Origin of the sequence: Pauljensenia sp. 20925_1_25, assembly GCF_041433955.1 — a bacterium.
Taxonomy (GTDB): Bacteria; Actinomycetota; Actinomycetes; order Actinomycetales; family Actinomycetaceae; genus Pauljensenia.
The window spans coordinates 18,162-35,733 of record NZ_JAPWCL010000001.1; the positions used below are offsets into that span (position 1 = coordinate 18,162).

At 66.3% G+C, this 17,572-nt stretch carries 16 protein-coding genes and 1 pseudogene; 10 read left to right on the forward strand and 7 right to left on the reverse strand.

The genetic code is table 11. The features are described from left to right. Positions 1-46: 46 nt before the first annotated feature. The 3 genes from O3932_RS00095 to xseA are packed head-to-tail and all read right to left on the reverse strand — an operon-like array spanning position 47 to position 2,615. Positions 47-979, reverse strand: a complete 933-nt coding sequence (locus O3932_RS00095; RefSeq protein ID WP_371535360.1) for a carbohydrate kinase — start codon at positions 977-979, stop codon at positions 47-49. Between the two features lie 42 nt (positions 980-1,021). After that, positions 1,022-1,252: an exodeoxyribonuclease VII small subunit gene (locus O3932_RS00100; RefSeq protein WP_009648325.1), complete on the reverse strand. Its 231-nt coding sequence runs from the start codon at positions 1,250-1,252 to the stop codon at positions 1,022-1,024. A gap of 58 nt (positions 1,253-1,310) precedes the next feature. Further along, positions 1,311-2,615, reverse strand: coding sequence for an exodeoxyribonuclease VII large subunit (xseA, locus tag O3932_RS00105; protein ID WP_371535362.1), 1,305 nt, complete (start codon positions 2,613-2,615; stop codon positions 1,311-1,313). Between the two features lie 158 nt (positions 2,616-2,773). On the opposite strand from xseA, the gene O3932_RS00110 reads away from it, so the two are divergent. The 7 genes and pseudogenes from O3932_RS00110 to O3932_RS00140 all read left to right on the forward strand — a co-directional run. Beyond that, a complete protein-coding gene (locus O3932_RS00110) occupies positions 2,774-3,841 on the forward strand; it encodes a 4-hydroxy-3-methylbut-2-enyl diphosphate reductase (protein ID WP_009648301.1) in 1,068 nt (355 codons plus the stop codon). Between the two features lie 88 nt (positions 3,842-3,929). Further along, a complete protein-coding gene (locus O3932_RS00115; RefSeq protein ID WP_371535364.1) occupies positions 3,930-5,255 on the forward strand; it encodes a hypothetical protein in 1,326 nt (441 codons plus the stop codon). An 80-nt stretch (positions 5,256-5,335) separates the two neighbouring features. Continuing rightward, positions 5,336-6,430, forward strand: a complete 1,095-nt coding sequence (gene ychF / locus O3932_RS00120; RefSeq protein ID WP_371535366.1) for a redox-regulated ATPase YchF — start codon at positions 5,336-5,338, stop codon at positions 6,428-6,430. A 9-nt stretch (positions 6,431-6,439) separates the two neighbouring features. Then, positions 6,440-7,135, forward strand: a complete 696-nt coding sequence (locus O3932_RS00125) for a recombinase family protein (protein ID WP_371535367.1) — start codon at positions 6,440-6,442, stop codon at positions 7,133-7,135. Positions 7,136-7,165: 30 nt separating this feature from the next. Then, positions 7,166-7,981, forward strand: coding sequence for a recombinase family protein (locus O3932_RS00130; RefSeq protein WP_371535370.1), 816 nt, complete (start codon positions 7,166-7,168; stop codon positions 7,979-7,981). 610 nt (positions 7,982-8,591) lie between these two features. Then, complete coding sequence (locus O3932_RS00135; RefSeq protein ID WP_291451716.1) at positions 8,592-8,891, forward strand: hypothetical protein; 300 nt, start codon at positions 8,592-8,594, stop codon at positions 8,889-8,891. 160 nt (positions 8,892-9,051) lie between these two features. Next, positions 9,052-9,685: pseudogene (locus O3932_RS00140) on the forward strand (terminase TerL endonuclease subunit); the annotation flags it as partial. 12 nt (positions 9,686-9,697) lie between these two features. Here O3932_RS00140 and O3932_RS00145 read toward each other — a convergent pair. The 3 genes from O3932_RS00145 to O3932_RS00155 form a co-directional block, all read right to left on the reverse strand. Next, a complete protein-coding gene (locus O3932_RS00145) occupies positions 9,698-10,294 on the reverse strand; it encodes a hypothetical protein (RefSeq protein ID WP_291451717.1) in 597 nt (198 codons plus the stop codon). 140 nt (positions 10,295-10,434) lie between these two features. Then, on the reverse strand, positions 10,435-11,373 hold the full coding sequence (locus O3932_RS00150; protein WP_371535373.1) for an aldo/keto reductase: 939 nt from the start codon (positions 11,371-11,373) through the stop codon (positions 10,435-10,437). Continuing rightward, the gene (locus O3932_RS00155; protein ID WP_009648321.1) at positions 11,370-11,591 is read right to left on the reverse strand and encodes an aldo/keto reductase; all 222 of its coding nucleotides are present in this window, start codon (positions 11,589-11,591) and stop codon (positions 11,370-11,372) included. The genes O3932_RS00150 and O3932_RS00155 overlap by 4 nt, the downstream gene beginning before the upstream one ends. Before the next feature lie 478 nt (positions 11,592-12,069). Between O3932_RS00155 and O3932_RS00160 the strand changes: the two genes are divergently transcribed. The 3 genes from O3932_RS00160 to O3932_RS00170 all read left to right on the forward strand — a co-directional run bounded on the left by O3932_RS00160 (position 12,070) and on the right by O3932_RS00170 (position 16,863). Then, positions 12,070-15,513, forward strand: coding sequence for an integrin alpha (locus O3932_RS00160; RefSeq protein WP_371535375.1), 3,444 nt, complete (start codon positions 12,070-12,072; stop codon positions 15,511-15,513). A 97-nt stretch (positions 15,514-15,610) separates the two neighbouring features. Further along, positions 15,611-15,931 (forward strand): ABC transporter substrate-binding protein, encoded by a 321-nt coding sequence (locus tag O3932_RS00165; protein ID WP_296505077.1) that lies wholly within the window; start codon positions 15,611-15,613, stop codon positions 15,929-15,931. Continuing rightward, positions 15,928-16,863, forward strand: a complete 936-nt coding sequence (locus O3932_RS00170) for an ABC transporter transmembrane domain-containing protein (RefSeq protein WP_371535377.1) — start codon at positions 15,928-15,930, stop codon at positions 16,861-16,863. The genes O3932_RS00165 and O3932_RS00170 overlap by 4 nt, the downstream gene beginning before the upstream one ends. A gap of 60 nt (positions 16,864-16,923) precedes the next feature. Here the strand turns inward: O3932_RS00170 and O3932_RS00175 are convergent, their stop codons facing one another. After that, positions 16,924-17,571, reverse strand: a complete 648-nt coding sequence (locus O3932_RS00175) for a hypothetical protein (RefSeq protein WP_371535379.1) — start codon at positions 17,569-17,571, stop codon at positions 16,924-16,926. Between the last annotated feature and the right edge of the window lies 1 nt (position 17,572).

The following is a 17,572-nucleotide window of genomic DNA, read 5'->3' on the forward strand; positions in this document are numbered from 1 at the left end:
GGACCCGGCCTCGTTGGTGAATCTGGAGGTGCCAGACGGGGTCTGCTCAGGCGAGTTCGTGCGCCCAGGGTGGATTCGCGCCGCTGCGTGACACGGTCACGTCGGACACGGCGCTGGCGCGGTCGATGATGGCGCGCACCTGTTCCTCCGGGAGGACGCGCAGTGCCTCGCGTGCGCCTGTGCCACGCAGTCCCATGCCCCACAGAGCGTCAATCATGCCGCCCATGAAGGAATCGCCCGCCCCGACCGTGTCGACGACCTTGACGTCGCCCGGCGTCTTCGTGAAACGCAGGCCCGAGGCCGTGGCAACCAGGCAACCGTGCTTGCCGCGCGTGACGACCACGAGCGACGGACCCAAGCCCAGCCAACGTTCCACGACCTCGTCGATGGCAGCCCCGCCCGTCAGCCAGTCGATGTCTTCGTCCGACACCTTGACGATGTCGGACAGAGCGATGAAACGCTCAATCGAGGCGAGTGCCGTCTCGGGATCACCCATGATCGAAGGGCGCGCGTTCGGGTCGAAGCACACGAGTGCATGCTCGCGTCCGCGCTCCAGCGCATCCAGGACAGCCGACGCGCCCGGTTCAATGATCGCCGAAATGGAACCGGCCTCGAGGATCTGAGCTGTCTCGGGAACCTCAATGGGGGCGGTGGGTGCCCACTCCAAGTCGAAGGTGTAGGAGGCCGCACCGTTTGCGTCCAGGTGTGCCAACGCGGACGACGTGTGCGAAGCGCCGCGCGAGGCGTCGGTGATGAGCACGCCCGAATCGGCCATATGGAACTCAATGAGGCGTCCACGCGCGTCCGAACCGATCCACGTCGCCAGCTCAACTGGCCGTCCGAGCCGCCCGAGGGTCAGCGCGACGTTCGCAGGGGATCCACCCGGGATTTCCACGGGGAACTCCGGCTGATCGTGCGTGATCATGACATCGATGAGGGCTTCGCCGATTGCGAGCACGTGGGGGATGGACTGTGTCATCTGGTCTCCTCGCTTGCGGTCCGAAAACGTCCGGAAACTAGCCTAGCGGGCGTCGACCGCCTGCGTCCCCGTGCGCTCCGCCAGGCGAGACTGTGCCCCGTCGAGGATTTGTGAGCAGCGAGCTGCCAGCGCTTCCCCGCGCTCCCAGAGCGTCAGCGTGTCTTCCAACGGTGCTTGACCACTCTCAAGTGTCTGGACAATACGCACCAATTCGTCGCGCGCGGCCTCATATCCCAGGGACTGAGGATCGGGAAGCTGATCGGTCGGGGTCATTGTGTTGTTCCTTACGATTGATGGGCGGGTGGGACGAGGCCGGGGCTGAGGTCCCGGGTCACGATTCGGTTGGCGCAGTGGGGGCGGTGGCACCCACGACCTGAGCGACCATGCGGCCAGACGCGAGGATGCCTTCGATGAGGTCCCCCTTCTTCACCTGTGCCGAGGAGGTGATGAGCTGGCCCGACGGGGTCTTCAGCAGCGCGTAGCCGCGATCCAGCGTCGCCTGCGGGGACAGGGCAGTCAGTGTGGCGCGCGCACGGGTCAGGCTCTGACGCTCCGACGCCAGGCGGCGCTCGACCGCCGTGCGTAGCGCGGTCACGCGCTGGTCGAGGGCCGCGCGATGCCCGTCGACAATGGCCCCCGGCCCCTGGAGAACCGGCCGCGACGTCAGGAGCGACAGGTGCGAGCGCTCCGTCATGAGGCGACCGGCCAACGCTCCACGCATGCGGGAGACGGCTTGGGCGACACCGTCGCGTTCGCGGGCACGGTCCGGGACGATGCGGCGCGCCGCGTCCGTTGGGGTTGAGGCGCGGTAATCCGCGACGAGGTCCAGCAGGGGAGAGTCGCCCTCGTGTCCGATGGCGGACACGACGGGGGTGCGGGCGTCGGCGACCGCGCGCACGAGGCGTTCGTCGGAGAAGGGGAGGAGGTCCTCGACCGCTCCGCCGCCGCGCGCGATCACGATGACGTCCACGTCCTCCATGGCGTCCAGCTCGAGCAGCGCTCGGCCCACTTCGGGCACGCAGTGATCGCCCTGGACGGCGACCTCGCGGATCTCGAAGCGCGCGTCTGGCCAGCGATCCGAGGCGTTGACGACCACGTCGTCTTTCGCTTTCGCGCCCCGACCGCAGATCAGCCCAATCGTGCGCGGCAGGAATGGCAGGGGTTTCTTGCACGCATCCGAGAACAGACCCTCGGCGGCCAGGCGGGCGCGCAGCGCCTCAATCTGGGCCAGCAGGTCACCCACACCCTGCAGGTGAATCTCCGCCGCCTGCAGGTTGAGTCGGCCCGAGCGCTCCCAAAACACGGGTTTCACGCGCGTCACCACGCGCGCACCCTCGGTGAGCGGCGTGGAATCCATGACGCCCGCCCACGCGGTCACCGTCATCGACGTGTCCGTCTCCAGGTCGCGCAGCGTCAAAAAGTGCATCTTCGCGCCCGGGCGCACCTTGTACTCGACGACCTGGCCCTCCACCCACAGGGGACTCATGCGGTCCACGTACACCTTGATGTTCTCCGTCAGCCTGCGCAGCGGCCACGGATTATCCCGCGTCGTGTCGGCAGCTTTCGCGGCGGGCGGACGTGCGGGAGCGTGCGCGGTCCCCGCTGTGGGGGAGGAGGGGGCATAGGGCGAGGTCACTCCCACAGGATGCCACACGCCGCCCCCGTCTGCGTCCCTGCGCCCGAGCGTGTGGGAAGTCGGAAGCGTGGGCGAGCCCAGGCCTCGCATCGGAGGTGACAATGTGTGATTCCCACGCCCCCGCGCACGCCCTCGCCCCCGGGCGCTAGGGTGGACGCATGAATGAAAACGTCGACCTGCGAGCCAGCGCCGAGACCCCCCTGCCCGCCCCCCACGGAGAGGGAAGCGGTCGCATTCTCCTTGCGGCCCCCCGCGGATACTGCGCCGGCGTGGACCGCGCCGTCGACGTCGTCGAAAAAGCACTCGAGCTCTACGGCGCGCCCGTGTACGTGCGCAAAGAGATCGTCCACAACAAGTTCGTCGTCGAGTCGCTGACCAAGCGCGGCGCGATCTTCGTCCAGGAGACCGACGAGGTGCCCGAGGGTGCCCGCGTCGTCTTCTCCGCGCACGGCGTCTCCCCGGCCGTCCACGAGGCCGCCGCCACCCGCCACCTCGCCACGATCGACGCGACCTGCCCGCTGGTGACCAAGGTGCACCGCGAGGCCGTGCGCTTCGCGAAGGAAGACTACGACATCATCCTCGTCGGCCACCAGGGGCACGAGGAAGTCGAGGGCACCTTCGGTGAGGCACCCGGCCACATCCAGGTCGTCGGCACCCCCGACGAGGTCGACAACGTTGTCGTGCGCGACCCTTCGCGCGTCGTGTGGATCTCCCAGACCACGCTCTCCGTCGACGAGACCCGCGAGACCGTGGACCGCCTGCGCCAGCGCTTCCCGCAGCTCATCGACCCGCCGTCGGACGATATCTGCTACGCCACCCAGAACCGCCAGGGTGCCGTGAAATTCATCGCGCCCCAGGTGGACGTCATGGTCGTGGTCGGCTCGGCGAACTCCTCGAACTCGGTGCGCCTCGTCGAGGTCGCGCTCGAGGCCGGGGCGGGGTCCGCGTACCGCGTCGACAAGGCCGAGGAACTCGATGAGTCCTGGTTCGAGGGTGCCCGTACTGTGGGCCTCACCTCCGGCGCATCCGTTCCCGAAATCCTCGTGCGCGACGTCATCGAATGGCTGCAGAACCGCGGATTCCCCACCGTTGAGGTAGCCCGTACCGAGACCGAATCGACGACCTTCGCGCTACCCCGCGACTTGCGCGCCGACCTGAAGAAGGCCGGCATGGTGCCCGCTCGCCCCCACGCACCCCGCGTCGCCGGACCCGACCACACCAGTTGAGACCGTACCTCCGACCGTCTGACAGTGCGGTAAAGTGGCGTGCAAGGACGAGTATTCGTCGATTGTCGAGCCAACGCGGAGGTTGTGCATGGATCCCATCGAACGAGTCAGCGACGCAGTCGCCGCCCTGGCCGGGCGCGACCTGACGCTTGAGGACTACCACCAGTTCCTCCTCGACGCAGCGGCCCTCCTCGCGCCCGCACGCCCCGTCATCGTCGGCGGAGGCAGGCACGGGAGCGAGGCGCGATGGCGGGTCGGCGGGCGGACGCTCGCGATCAGCGGCGGCGACAGGCCCGATATGCCCCTGGTGTCGGTGAGCTTCGTGGACACCGAGCACGCCGAGGACGAGGAGTTCCGCGAGGTTAAGTGGGGCCTCATCCAGGACACCCCCTTCCACTGGGCGATTTTTCTCGGCCCCGAAACGCCGGAAGATGTCTGGGCTAAGCGCTGCGGATGCCTGTGCTACAACTGGGAACTCTTCGACGAGGTCTTCGATCCCGTCTTCCGGTCCTTGCCCCACGACCTGGCGAAACTCCCACCCGCGTGGCGTCCGCAGATCGTCTACCAGTGGGACATGAGCGTTACCGCCCTGGGCGTCGTCACCGTGCGCGCCACCGTCGACGGGGTCCAGATCTCCAGCGACGTCACCGGCGACTCCGTTACGCTGCCGCCCGGCTTCCAGATGGGAATCGGGCGGATCCTCGCGGGCCTCGCGCAAGGGGCACCGCTGCGCGACGTGCGCTTCCTGGAATCCCGCGGCTTCAGCATCGGCCCCACAAGCCTGACGGGACGGGAAACCCCCGAACTCCTCCAACAGATCGCGTGGATGGAAGAACACAACTGGGACGAGCTCGGCCCCGACACCGAGCACAACCGGTGCCCCGGTCTGACCTTCGACGAGCTGCGTACCGCCGTTGCACTGGCCGCGGGCGACACTGAGGAGGAACCCAGGCCTCGTACCACACGGGACAACCCCGCACCCATGCGCGCAGGCCTGACGACCGAGCAGCTCCAGTGGCTCGTCCAGCAGTGGCTGGGCGGCGCGCCCATCGCCGACCTCCTGACACGCGGACTGGGCGGGGAGAACGGCACCTACCTGACAAAGCAGGCCATCGTCGGCACTGATTGGGCGGCCTACCAGCCCGAGCACAACGGCGAATGGGCGATCATCGTCTCCCCCGCCGAAGGCGAGGAGTGGAACGACGACCAACAGGTGGCGGGTGCCGCCTGGCAGCTGTGTACCACGCTGACAAACATGGTCGGGCCAGCCTTCGCGGGGCGCACCACCAGTCATTTCGCCTACACGCGATTCTTCCGCGTCGGAGAGCGCGCCCTTAGCATCGATACACTCCTCGGGCTGCGGCTCCGGCTCGGAAGCTTCGAGGAAATGAAGGCTTTCTACCCGCGCGACTAGCTCGGTGTGCTGCCCTGAGCGTCGGCGTGACGTAGCGCGTGGGTGCTACGCCGTCCGGCCTGCTCCGATAGGATGGGGGCGTGTCTCTTACTATCGGTATCGCTGGACTGCCCAACGTCGGCAAGTCCACCCTGTTCAACGCCCTGACCCGCGCGACCGTACTCGCCGCGAACTACCCCTTCGCGACCATCGAGCCCAACGTCGGCGTCGTGCCCCTGCCCGACCCGCGCCTGAACAAGCTCGCGGAGATCTTCGGCTCCCAGCGCATCCTGCCCGCCACCGTGTCCTTCGTGGACATCGCCGGTATCGTGCGCGGCGCCTCCGAGGGTGAAGGCCTGGGCAACCAGTTCCTCGCCAACATCCGCGAGGCCGACGCGATCTGCCAGGTCACGCGTGCATTCTCCGACCCCGACGTCGTGCACGTCGACGGCAAGGTGGACCCGGCCTCGGACATTGAGACCATTAAGACCGAGCTGATCCTCGCCGACATGCAGACGATCGAGAAACAGATCCCGCGCCTCGAAAAGGAGGTGCGCGGCAAGAAGACCGAGCCGATCGTCCTCGAGACCGCGCGGGCGGCCCTCGACCTGCTGGAGCGCGGTGAGCTGCTGTCCGGCCCCGAGGGAGCCAAGCTGGACCAGGACGCGCTGCGTTCCTTCCAGCTCATGACCTCCAAGCCCTTCATTTTCGTGTTCAACATGGACGCCGCCGAAATGGACAACGAGGAGATGAAGGACGAACTGCGCGCCCTCGTCGCCCCCGCCGAAGCCATCTTCCTGGACGCCCAGTTCGAGGCAGAACTGGTCGAACTGGACGACGAGGACGCCCGCGAGATGCTCGAAGAGTCCGGCCAGGACGAGTCCGGCCTGGACAAGCTGGCCCGCGTCGGCTTCGACACCCTCGGCCTACAGACCTACCTGACCGCAGGCGAGAAGGAAGCGCGCGCCTGGACGATCCACAAGGGCGACACCGCCCCCAAGGCCGCCGGCGTCATCCACACGGACTTCGAGAAGGGCTTCATCAAGGCCGAGGTCGTCTCCTACGACGACCTGGTCGAAGCTGGCTCCATGGCCGCCGCGAAGGCCGCCGGCAAGGTCCGCATGGAAGGCAAGGACTATGTGATGCACGACGGTGACGTCGTGGAGTTCCGCACAGGGCTTACGTCTAAGAAGTAAACTGGAGGCATGAAGCCGACCTCCTCCCAGCCTGTCCGTGCAGCCATCTACCTTCGTATCTCTCTCGACCGCGAGATGGACGGCCTCGCGATTGACCGTCAGCGCGAGGACTGCGAGAAGCTCGCTCAGTTCCGTGGCTGGGAGATCGTCGAGACTTACGTCGATCAATCAATTTCGGCCTCGGATAAGACGAAAAAGCGCCCTGCCTACCTGCGGATGGTCGCTGACTACGAGGCGGGGCTTCTTGACGCGATCGTGTGCTACGACCTCGACCGGCTCACCCGACAGCCTCGGGAACTTGAAGACTGGATCGACCGAGCAGAGTCCCGTGGCCTACTTCTTGTCACTGCGAACGGCGACGCTGACCTTGGCACCGACGGCGGGCGCATGTACGCCCGCATCAAGGCTGCGGTCGCGCGAGCGGAGGTCGAGCGCAAGGGCGCTCGCCAGTCTCGGGCGCACGTCCAACGTGCCCGGCAAGGGAGGCCACCCAAAGGGGTTCGTCCGATGGGCTATACCACCGCTGGCGAGCTCATCCCTCACGAGGCTGAGGCTGTGCGTGCCATCTACGCTGCCTTCCTTCGAGGGGACTCGCTGCACGGAATCGCACGCGCCCTCAGCGGCGCTCAGGCCGACGGCGAGGCGGCTGGGGTTCCGCGCGTGCCCCTGCACAGTCGGACGATCGTCCTCGAACGCAATGCTTGACGGCAGGCTGAGGGCAAGCAGCTTCGCCCGGTGCCCGATGACAAGCCCTGGTCGCCCTCGACGGTGCTCGGCATCCTGCGGAACCCTCGTTATGCGGGGTACTCGGTCTACACCTCGAAGGACACTCGTCGGCAGGAGGCCGGGGAATCGCGCCGTAAGGCCCTGCGAGACAACCTCGTCAAGGATGAGAACGGGGAGCTCGTCCTCGGGCAGTGGGAGGCGATCGTCGAAGCAGATCAATGGTGGACAGTTCAGAACCTTCTCGACGACCCTGCCCGCGTGACGAACCGCAGCGGCTCCACCGTTCGCAAACACCTGGGGGCAGGGCTTTATCGATGCGGTGAGTGTGGGGAGCCGGTGCGAACCCGCGCCCGCTACTACAGCTGCAACGCCGGGCATCTCAACCGAACCCGAGACGCGATTGATGACTTCGTGCGGGCTCTCGTTGTCGCCCGGCTCCAGAAGAAGGACCTCAGGCGTCACAAGAAGCAGGCGGACCCCGAGGTCAAGGACGCTTTTTCGGAGCAGATCGCACAGCAGCGCGCACGCATTGCTCGTGCTGAGCGAGACTACGACGCCGAGGTGATCGAGGGTGCTGACCTCGCCCGCATCCGCGACGCTGCTCGCACTGAGATCACCCGCCTTGAGGCCGAGCGCCTCGCCTCTGAAACCGGAACGGTGCTCGCGCCGATCCTCGGCACACCAGACCCGGCAGCGGCTTTCCTGGAGGCTCCCATCGCGTTGCAGCGCACCATGATCGACACGTTCATGACCGTGACGCTCAAGCGGGCAAAGCAGGGCAAAAAGGGCTTTGATCCTGAGTCGGTTGAAATCGTGTGGAAGTGAAGTGGCTCCGAGGTGCTGACGTTGGGTGCTCCAGGTGGGGATCCAGAAGCATACAAGACCGCACCCTGCGGGCGCGAAAAGGCGAAACTGGTCAGCGTCCCTTCGGGGCGCGAGCTCATCCGCACAGGAGGACGAGCTCGTGAGGTGAAATGCCCATGCATCTGGTCGGCAACATGTGAATGAGACCGGGAACACACAGTGCTGCACACATTGCACACATTGTGCACACATCATGTGTACAGTACTTTTTGTTGAGATACCAAGGAAAACTTGGTGTTGCACACACTGCACACATCTGAACGCATTACGTCCTCTATAGGGCAAGTGCCACGAGCAGCAGGTGATCGCGTCCTAGGATGAGTTCGACACGTGCTCCCTTAGCTCCACCCAATGCTATCTGACCTGCGCATATGCGTTCGGAACGTCGGTGCGTGGGGTATGCGTGGGGTATAGCAGCCGCACGGACGCTTCACGCCGGGCACGGTGTCGCTGCTTCCGAAAGGCGAAACACCATGACCCGCACGTTCACCCCCATCCAGCCTGACCCCGGCGATGCTCCAGCGGCACGGCTGGGGTCCGCCCGTCTCCACGCCCTCGAGGCGGTGGCCCGATGAACGCTTCGACGATTCCCTTCCGGGATCTCACCCCTGCCCGTTGGTGGTGCTCCTCCACCCTCTCAACTGACCCCGGCGACCCTGCCACCTGGTACCGGAGTCTCGTCCTCGAGGCGCCCGGCGACGGCGCGGAGATCCTCCTCGAGGTCACCGTGAACGACGAGGGCGGGCCAACTGTGGACGCGTTGACGACTGCGCACACCCTCCGGGATCTCGAGGCGCTCCGCCGGACGCTCGCGGATCTCGTCCCCACCTTGGCGGCGCTGTCGACGTGTCGGGATGAGGTGCGGGCGTAGCGTCCCGTTGTCGTCCTAGTTGCGCCCCTGGGGCCGTTCGTCGGCTCTGGGGGCGCTTCCGTGTTCGCCCTCTCATGGTGTTCGGGCCTTTGTGCTCGGCTGCTTCTGCTTCGCGTTTGGCTTTGGCGCGTGCGGCGTACCTCTCCGCCGACGCTTCACAGAGTCGGAAGGCCGGGTGTGTTACGGCGGACTCGACCTGGCTTCCACCACTGACATCACGGCGTTCGTCCTCGTCTTTCCGCCAGAGACCGGCGACGACAAGTGCGTGATCGCGCCGTGGTTTTGGATCCCCAAAGACAACATCGAACAGTGCGTGAACCGTGATCATGCCCCGTATGACCTGTGGGAACGCCAAGGCTTCCTGCAAACCGGCGAAGGCGACGTCGTCCACTACGCCGGCATCGAAACCTTCGTCGAACAATTAGGGGAGCGCTTGGACATCCGTGAGATCGCGTTCGACTGATGGGATGCGGTCCAGATGAGCCAGAACCTCGAAGAAGCGGGCTTCGCCGTCATCGCCTTCGGGCAAGGCTTCAAAGACATGAACCCACCCTCCAAGGAACTGATGAGAAGGCAACCTCGCCCACGCAGGCCACCCCGTACTGGCATGGATGGTCGACGACATCCATGTCCGAACCGACCCGGCAGGCAACATCAAACCCGACAAGCAAGAGTCCACCGAGAAGATTGGCGGAGTCGTCGCCACCATCATGGCCCTCGACCGAGCCATCAGAAACGGCAGCGCGCCAGGCTCGGGCAGAGTCTACGACGAACGAGGGCTGTTGGTGTTCTAGCGAATTGCCGATCTACTTGTCTTCAATGCACTCATTTGTCGAAGAGATCCTCTGTGCGCCGTGATGGTCTGCCATCCACCGCTGATCGTTGACATCTGTAAAGCAAAAGCGAAAGTTCTCGTTCAAGATTACGCGGGGTGGTTGTGAACTGAATAGATCCTGACTGTACGTGTTCGCGTATTCAACCTTCTCGCCAGGTGAAACGGTCGGAAAGGGGATCTCGAATCCATGCTCCGTATTCTGGAATTCGTGGTAATTATCGCCGGAGACGCTTAAGGTATTAAGCGGTTTGGGCATGGCTAGAACCAGGTTGAATACTGGATTCGGTGACGAGTTGTGGAAGGTGGAAGTGATCTCTTTCCCATACTGGCCTGATTCGACCTGTGAGATGTCCGCGCTAATTGTTATTCGGGCAAATGCTTGATTTGCTTGGTGGAATTGTTCTGCCTCGATTGCGCGATTGCGATCATGGATGTTGAAGCCAAGTGCCGCTACGGCGATGATGACTGAAACTAGCGAAATTGCCTCAGATGCGGAGATCCAACTGCGCCAAGATTTCTTCTTCTCTCGGGTTTTGTTGCCCGATGATTTTACTGACTTCCTGGTCATGGGTTTGCTCCATTGTCTCTAATCGGGCACACGCTTCTTCCCCGGTCATCGATCTGATCTTATCTGTGAAAGGTGAGGCAAATGGGATTCTTCGACTGGCTGCGCGGCATCAACATTCAGCCAAGCTGACGACCACGCGCTCACGAGCGGTGGCTACTCGTTCTGAAGCGTCCTGGGGTTTGTTCCGAGTCTCGCGAAGGAGAATCGGAGTGTGCCCGGGAAGGTTCGGTCCCGAGTTGCCTAAGCGTGCAGTTCGCGTGGTCTGCGAGCGTCAGGCCCGTGAGGGCGGGGCGTGCGGTGTCCAAACGAGGGCGTGCGGTGTCCAAACGAGGGCGTGCGGTGTCCAAACGAGGGCGTGCGGTCGGCGGAATCGAGGCGAGGTAGTCCTCGACCTCATTCCCGGCGGCCGACTGCGCCCTCGTCGTCATGCGTTCTTCTGTCCCGGCTGTTGCGGAACGACCGTCCCCGCGAGCGCCTTCTCGCTCGGGCGCGCGAGCGGTCCGACGAGGTCGTGGGCGACGTAGGGCTCCTCGAGGAAGGCGACCTCCTCGGCCGAGAGCTCTAGCGAGAACGCGCGGACGGCGTCGTCGACCCTCGAAGGCTTCGAGCACGACGATCGGCATGTCGATCTCCCGATCGCGATCGTACTTCTGGCGCATCGTCCCGTCCGTCGTCGAACGGACCGAGTCGGAGTCCCAGGTCGATCTTGTGAGGTGGCCCGAGGCGAGCGGGCTGTACGGCGTGAGGCTCATGCCGTACTGGCGCACGACCGGGATGAGCTCGCGCTCGTCCTCGCGGTAGAGCAGGTTGTAGTGGTTCTGCAGGCTCGATAAGCGCGTCCATCCGTTCTCGTCGGCGACCCGCTGGAGGTTGTGGAGCTGGTAGCCGTACATCGCGGAGGCGCCGAGCGCCCGCGCACGACCGTCGCGGACGAGCCTGTCGAGCGCCTCCATCGTCTCGGCCATGGGAGTCGAGTAGTCGAAGCGGTGGATGATGTAGAGGTCGAAGCGGTGGATGATGTAGAGGTCGAAGCGGTGGATGATGTAGAGGTTGAGGTAGTCGACGCCGAGGCGCGTCAAGGTCCCCTCGATCTCCCGCTCGATCGCCCCCTCGACAGATGTCCCTCGTTGAAGTAGGCCTTCGAGGCGAGGACGACGTCCTCGCGCGGCACGGCGAGGCGACGGAGGGCTTCGCCGATGTACTCCTCGTTCGTGCCGTGCGCGTAGGTGTTCGCCGTGTCGATGAAGTTCACGCCGAGTTCGAGGGCGCGGGTGATGATCGCCTCGGTCTCGTCCACGCGGACCATCCACTAGTGGAAGCGGGGAAGACCTTCCCGAAGCTCATCCCGCCGAGCCAGAGCCTCTGGATCGAGATGCCGGTCGTGCCCAGCGTCGTGCGTTCCATGATCGGTCCTCTCCGTGCGTTCGATTCGTCGTCGGCCGTGGGGCGTCGCTCTTCCGTCGAATCCCCGCTGAGGGCCGGGCCTGCGCCCCTGCCGTGCCTCGGAGCGAGAACTCCGCGACGCGCCGGCCGGCCGGATCCGCTTCCGCAAGCATCGCAGACCCCACTCGGCCTGTGGAAACCGATCGCCCATCACCTGCTCGACCAGCATCTCCGATCAGCGAGCCCAGCGCCGCGTCCTCGATCCCTCGCTCCGTGTGTCGTCCGCTTCATCTTCTTCCCAAGAATCACCCGCCACGTCTAAGGTTAGGCTTGCATAAATTTACGAAAGGGCCGAGGTGAAGACACTTTCACGAACACTCTCAGGAATCGCCATGGCATCGCTCGCGCTCGGCACTGCGAGCCCGACGTTCGCAGCCGTCGCGACGAGTCCGGCGTCCGGTTCCGAACCGGCGAACCCGACGTCGACGACCGAGCACGGGGAACGCCGCGCCAGCGGAGCCGATTCGGACTCGCTGCGATTCTCCTGGATCTACGAGTCGCGCTACGGCGACATCATTCGCAAGACGGATCGCCTCACGTACAAGGACGCGGGCGCGACGACTCCCGTATCCTGCGACATCACCGGCGATAGTCTGGCCGACATGATCTTCGCGAATCGCACGGGCCTCCACGTCCTCCCCTACATCCCCTACGGTGATCCGAGCGACGAGGTCGAGATCTCGCTGAGCGAACAGCGCAACCTCCTCACCACCGCGGCCCCGGCCGGTGAGAACGCATTCGGCAATGCCGTCACCTGCGTCTCCATCAAGGGCGCGCCCCACGTCGCCGTCGCCGGCGGGCGCGCGGTCTACCTGTACTCCTCCGACTCCGCGGCCCCTCGACTCCTGGCCGCGATCGACCCCGACGCCGATGTGCTCGCGATCGCGGGAAGCCCGGACAGCCCGTTCCTCGCGGTCGGCACGGCCGATAAGGTCACGATCGTCGATACCGCGCGCTTCGAGACGACGCCGAAGCCTCCCGCTCCGCCCTCGGATCCCCCCACCGGATCCAACGACGACGAGTGGAACGAGGACGGCCCCGAACCTCCTCTCGGCTCGGGCGGCGAACTCGACCCCGACGTCGCCGACCTGTTCGACTCCGACGACTCAACCCCGGAGCGGAGCGCGACCGAGACCGGCGCCGAATCCGACGCGAGCGCGGCCGGTGCTGGAACCGCCGACGCGAGCGCGCCCGGCGCGCGCCGCCTGCTGCGCGATATCGCCTCCGCCACCTGGAACGTCGATACCTCGAAGGGCCTCGCACTGCTCGCCTTCGGATCCGACCTCGCGGTCGGCACTCCCGCGACGAGCACGGTGGCCTACGCCCCGGCGTCGGCGAGCAGCCTCGACGGCGCGCCCCGTATCGTCGGCGCGTCGAAGCAGGGAGCAAGCGCTGAATTCGGTGCGGCGATCGCCCGGATCGGCGACATCAACGCGGACGGCGCTCCTGATCTCGCCGTCGGCGCGCCGGGCCACAACAACGAGGCCGGCGCCTTCGCCGTCGTTCAAGCGGGGATCGACACCGTCATCGACCTCGACTCCACGGCATCCGCCCCGGTTCATGCGAGCGAATCGGCGAAACGGACCGGCTATCTCTTCCGCAGCCCCCTGTACGGACGGCTCGGCGCGTCACTCGCGTGGGTCGACGGCGGGGAGTATCCGGGCGCCCTCTTCGTCGGCCGCCCGAAGGATGGCGAGCACCCCGGTGCGCTCGCGATCTCCGCGAAGGCGTTCACGCAGGACTTCAACGCGGGGCAGGGGATCCTCGATCTCCCCGGCGCGCACCATGCGACATTCGTCTCCGCCGAGGGCGGTGAGAGCGACCCCGGCGCGGGGCTCGGCATCATTCCGCGCCGAGGAGACGACCCTCTGCAGGGCGTCTACACATCGGACTCGAAGGGCCGCATCGACGTATGGACCGTCGACATGTTGCGCCAGGGCGAGAAGACCCACAGCGACGACGAGGAGATCGTCGCTCCGATCCCCGAGCCCCAGCCCCGCAAGGAGGAGACCTCCTTCGTCCCGCTCGACACCCCGACCGAGAAGTCGTGGCTCGGCGAGTTCTCGTCCGGCCTGGGGGGCTCGCTCGCGCGAGGCGCGTGCGATGTGACCGGGGACGGGCGCCCCGACATCATCTCGGGCAACGTCGTGCGGTCCCAATGGAAGTGGGATCCGTACTACGCGGAGAGCACGCCCACGCGCGGCTGGATCTTGAACGTCACCGGCGAGATCTCGATCATCCCGGGCGGTACCGCCGGTCAAGCCCTCCCCTCCGCTGAGACGATCTCGATCCTCGGCCCGCGTCGCACCGCCGACCCCGCAACCGACGCCAACATCGGGTTCTCCGTAGCGTGCCTGGGCGACGTCAACAAGGACGGCGTGGACGATATCGCCTTCGGCTCGCACACGATGTCTCGCGTGTGGGTCGTCTTCGGCGGCTCGCACCTGCGCGACGTCGACCTCAACAAGCTCGATCCGGCGCACGGCTGGTACGTGGATCTTCCGTCGGTGGGCGCGGGCGCGTTCAACATCACTCGCGTGGGCGACGTGAACGGCGACGGCATGGCCGATGTCGGTTTCATCGTCGCGAACGCGGCCGTCTCCGCCGACAAGAACGCGACCCCGCAGGGCGCGGCGTTCATCCTCCGCGGCAAGGCCGATGGCGCGCCCGTCGACATGCGCGACCTCACGAAGAACGACCCGGCCGTTCTTCAGCGCATCGATTCGCCGGAGGGAAACACCTTCAACAGTTTCACACGCGTGGGCGACGTGAACGGCGACGGCACCGCGGACTACGTCGTGACCGACTTCCAGCACATGCGCGACTACGTGATCCCCGGCAAGGCGTGGGTCGTCTACGGGCGGGCCGCCGACGCTACGAGCGACCGCTCCGCCGCCGGAGCGCGCGTCCGGGCCGGAGCCCCCGGTGCCGGCTTCGCGCTCACGATGCCCTTCGACGCCTCTCACCGGCTCGGCGCGGGCACCTCGGTGGCGAACGTCGGCGACGTGACCGGCGATTCGATCAACGATTTCGTCATCGGATTCGACGGCGGCCTGCTCGCGAACCAGGGAACCGGCGGCGTCGCGCTCGTGGCGGGCGAGAAGGCCGCGATCGGCCAGGAGCTGGACGACGTCGTGATCTCGCCGAAGGACCCGGGCGCGACGTCGGCGCGCGTCAGGATCATCACCGGCCCCGAAGGCGAGAAGGACCACGGGTTCGGATACGCGGTCGACGCCCTCCCGATTCCGGGAGCGGGTTCGGCGATGCTCGTGGTCGGCGCCTACGGCTCGACCGGGAACGGGCGCGCGTGGGTGTTCTCGACCGACGAGTTCGCGTCGGATCCTCGAGGAATCGCCGATATCAAGGGGACGGAGATCGCTTCGCGCGGCGAGCGCTCCCGATTCGGCCGCGCCGTCGCCTTCATCGGCGACTACCTCGGGAAGGCCACGGTCGCCATCGGCGGAGACGGCGTGATCGACGACGCCGCGACCGGCGACCAAGGTTTCGCCCACTCGGCGCACATCCTCGCCAGGGCCGTCGACCTGCCCGATGGCGCCGCGCCGAAGCCCGACGGGAACGCGCGTCCCGGCGATTCGTCGACCGCTCAGTCCTCGACGACTCAGACGCCCTCCCCGGGTGCCGAGGTCGCGAAGGGGCCGGGTCGTGGGAAGGCCGATCTCGCGCGCACCGGTTTCACCGCGGGCGGCATGATCGCGGTGGCACTCGGTTGCCTGGCGGCGGGCGCGGTGCTGATGCGCCGCGGCGCCGAGGACTGATCCTTCCAACCTCATCGAGGAGTCGTCCCCGCGAACGGGGGACGGCTCCTCGATGCGTTCCCCCGTCGGGGAAGGGCGCTCATTTCGCAGCCGGGCGATGGGCGCCGAGAACACCATCCCGGCGCTCGCGATTCGCGCGGGAGGCGCCGACGCGGCGCAGGAAGCCGGACTGACCGCCACCGCTCCCATCGACGCCGAACTCGTCGTGCGCGCGGCCCCCGACATCGTCTTCGTCGAGGACTTCATGGGAGCGGGCATGGGCCCCTTCCAAGAACTCCTGTCGAACCCGGCTCTGGCCGAGGTCCCCGCCGTGAAGAACAAGCGGATCGTGCTCCTGCCGATGAACGAGGCCTCGGCGGTCGCCGGCACGAATCTCCCTCTCGGCTACGAGAAGATCATGACCGAGGTGCATCGGTGAGACGCCGAGGACGCGGCCCTCTCGGGGGCGAAGCGGCGACGGCTCGGGGACGCTCCCCGGAGGCGCGCGCCTTCTTCGCCCCCGGGAACCCGGCGATCGCGCGTCAAGCCCTCCTCATCTCGATCCGCGCCTGCGCCGCGGCTCTCGCCCTGATCGGCATCGCCGACGTCCTCGCCGCGCACCTGGTCGGCGCCCGACTTCACGAGTCCTCGATCATCCTGACGGCGGTGTGGATCCTCGTCGTCTGCCTCGCCAGGCTCGCCCTCGGCCGCGAGACCGACGCCTCCCGGAGCCGCGAGGCCCGCCGCATACGGCGGGCCCTGCTTGAGCACGCCTTCCGCCTGGGGCCCGCGCGAATCGGCGCCGAGGAGACCGGGCGCCTGATCTCGCTGCTCACCGACTCCGTCGAACGCGTCGTCGAATACCGGCAGGCCTACATCGGCGAACTCATCGGCGCCGTCGCCACGCCCTTCCTCGTCCTCGTCGTCGTCGGGGCGCTCATCAACCCGGTCGCCGCGCTCGTCCTCGTCGCCTGCATCCCCTTCGTCCCCCTCTCGATCGCTCTCTTCCAGCGCTTCGTCCGCGACGACTCGTCGGCTTCGCGCGAGATGCGGGCCCGTCTGTCCGCCCAGTTCCTCGAAGCCATCCAAGGCCTGTCCACTCTGGTGGGGATCGGCGCGGCCGACCGCGTGGGGGAGCGCCTGGCGCGCACGGGCGAGGACAACCGCCTCGCCGTCATGCGGGTTCTCGCGCGGAATCAGCTCATCCTGTTCGTCATGGAGGGGGTGTTCTCCCTCTTCCTCGTGACGGCCGCGATCGTCGTCTCGTGGATCAGACCACCTCGGCAAAAAGTTGCGAAAAACGCCTCATCGGAGCGAGGTGGTCTGCACTTTGGGCGAATCGTGACGAGAGGCTCAGCCCCGGCCTCGTGAATGTGAGTGCCCTGCCCGCGACAAACGTGGGGGCAAGGCGATCTCGCCCTGCCCCACGTCTCACGCGCCTGTGTCTGTTCCAGTGATTGTCGGCGACGGCTGGCCCGTGACGGCCTTCGATGTTGATGTTGAACTCACCGAGCGCGCCAGGCGTACGAGGACATCAACCTGCTTGGGAGGCGTCCCCAGAGACGTAGCGACGTCCTCGTTCAACAGCTTCCTGAGTTCGGTCACGGTCCACTCGACCTCGCAGTCCGGCGCGATGCTCGTGTCCGCTTGAACCCAGAGCTTGCTCGGAGAACCGGTGACGAAAACGGTGCAGCGCTCGACCCCGGGAAGGTCCTGAACGCGCTCGGACAGCGCCTGCGACAGAACATCGGGGGAGAGAATAGCCAGCAGAGCGCCATCGGAGCCGCTGAGCCTGAGTGGAGAATTCGCAGGCCTGCGCGGCACCTGCATGAGGAGCAGGAACAGACCGACAACGAAGGCGAGAACGGACGCCAGAACGCCGCACGGCACGAGCCAGTGGGCGTGAGGCGAGAGAATCGCCCCGATCTGGTCGTGCGTCGCGGCCAGGTACGCGGAAATGCCGGGCAGATGGTGGCCGGCGTCGAGGCCGGATGCGAAGAACCATGCGGACGCGCAGACGATAAACAGCCCGAAGAATGCCAGGAGAACCCTGTTGAGAGCGGCAGAAACTGAACGCATA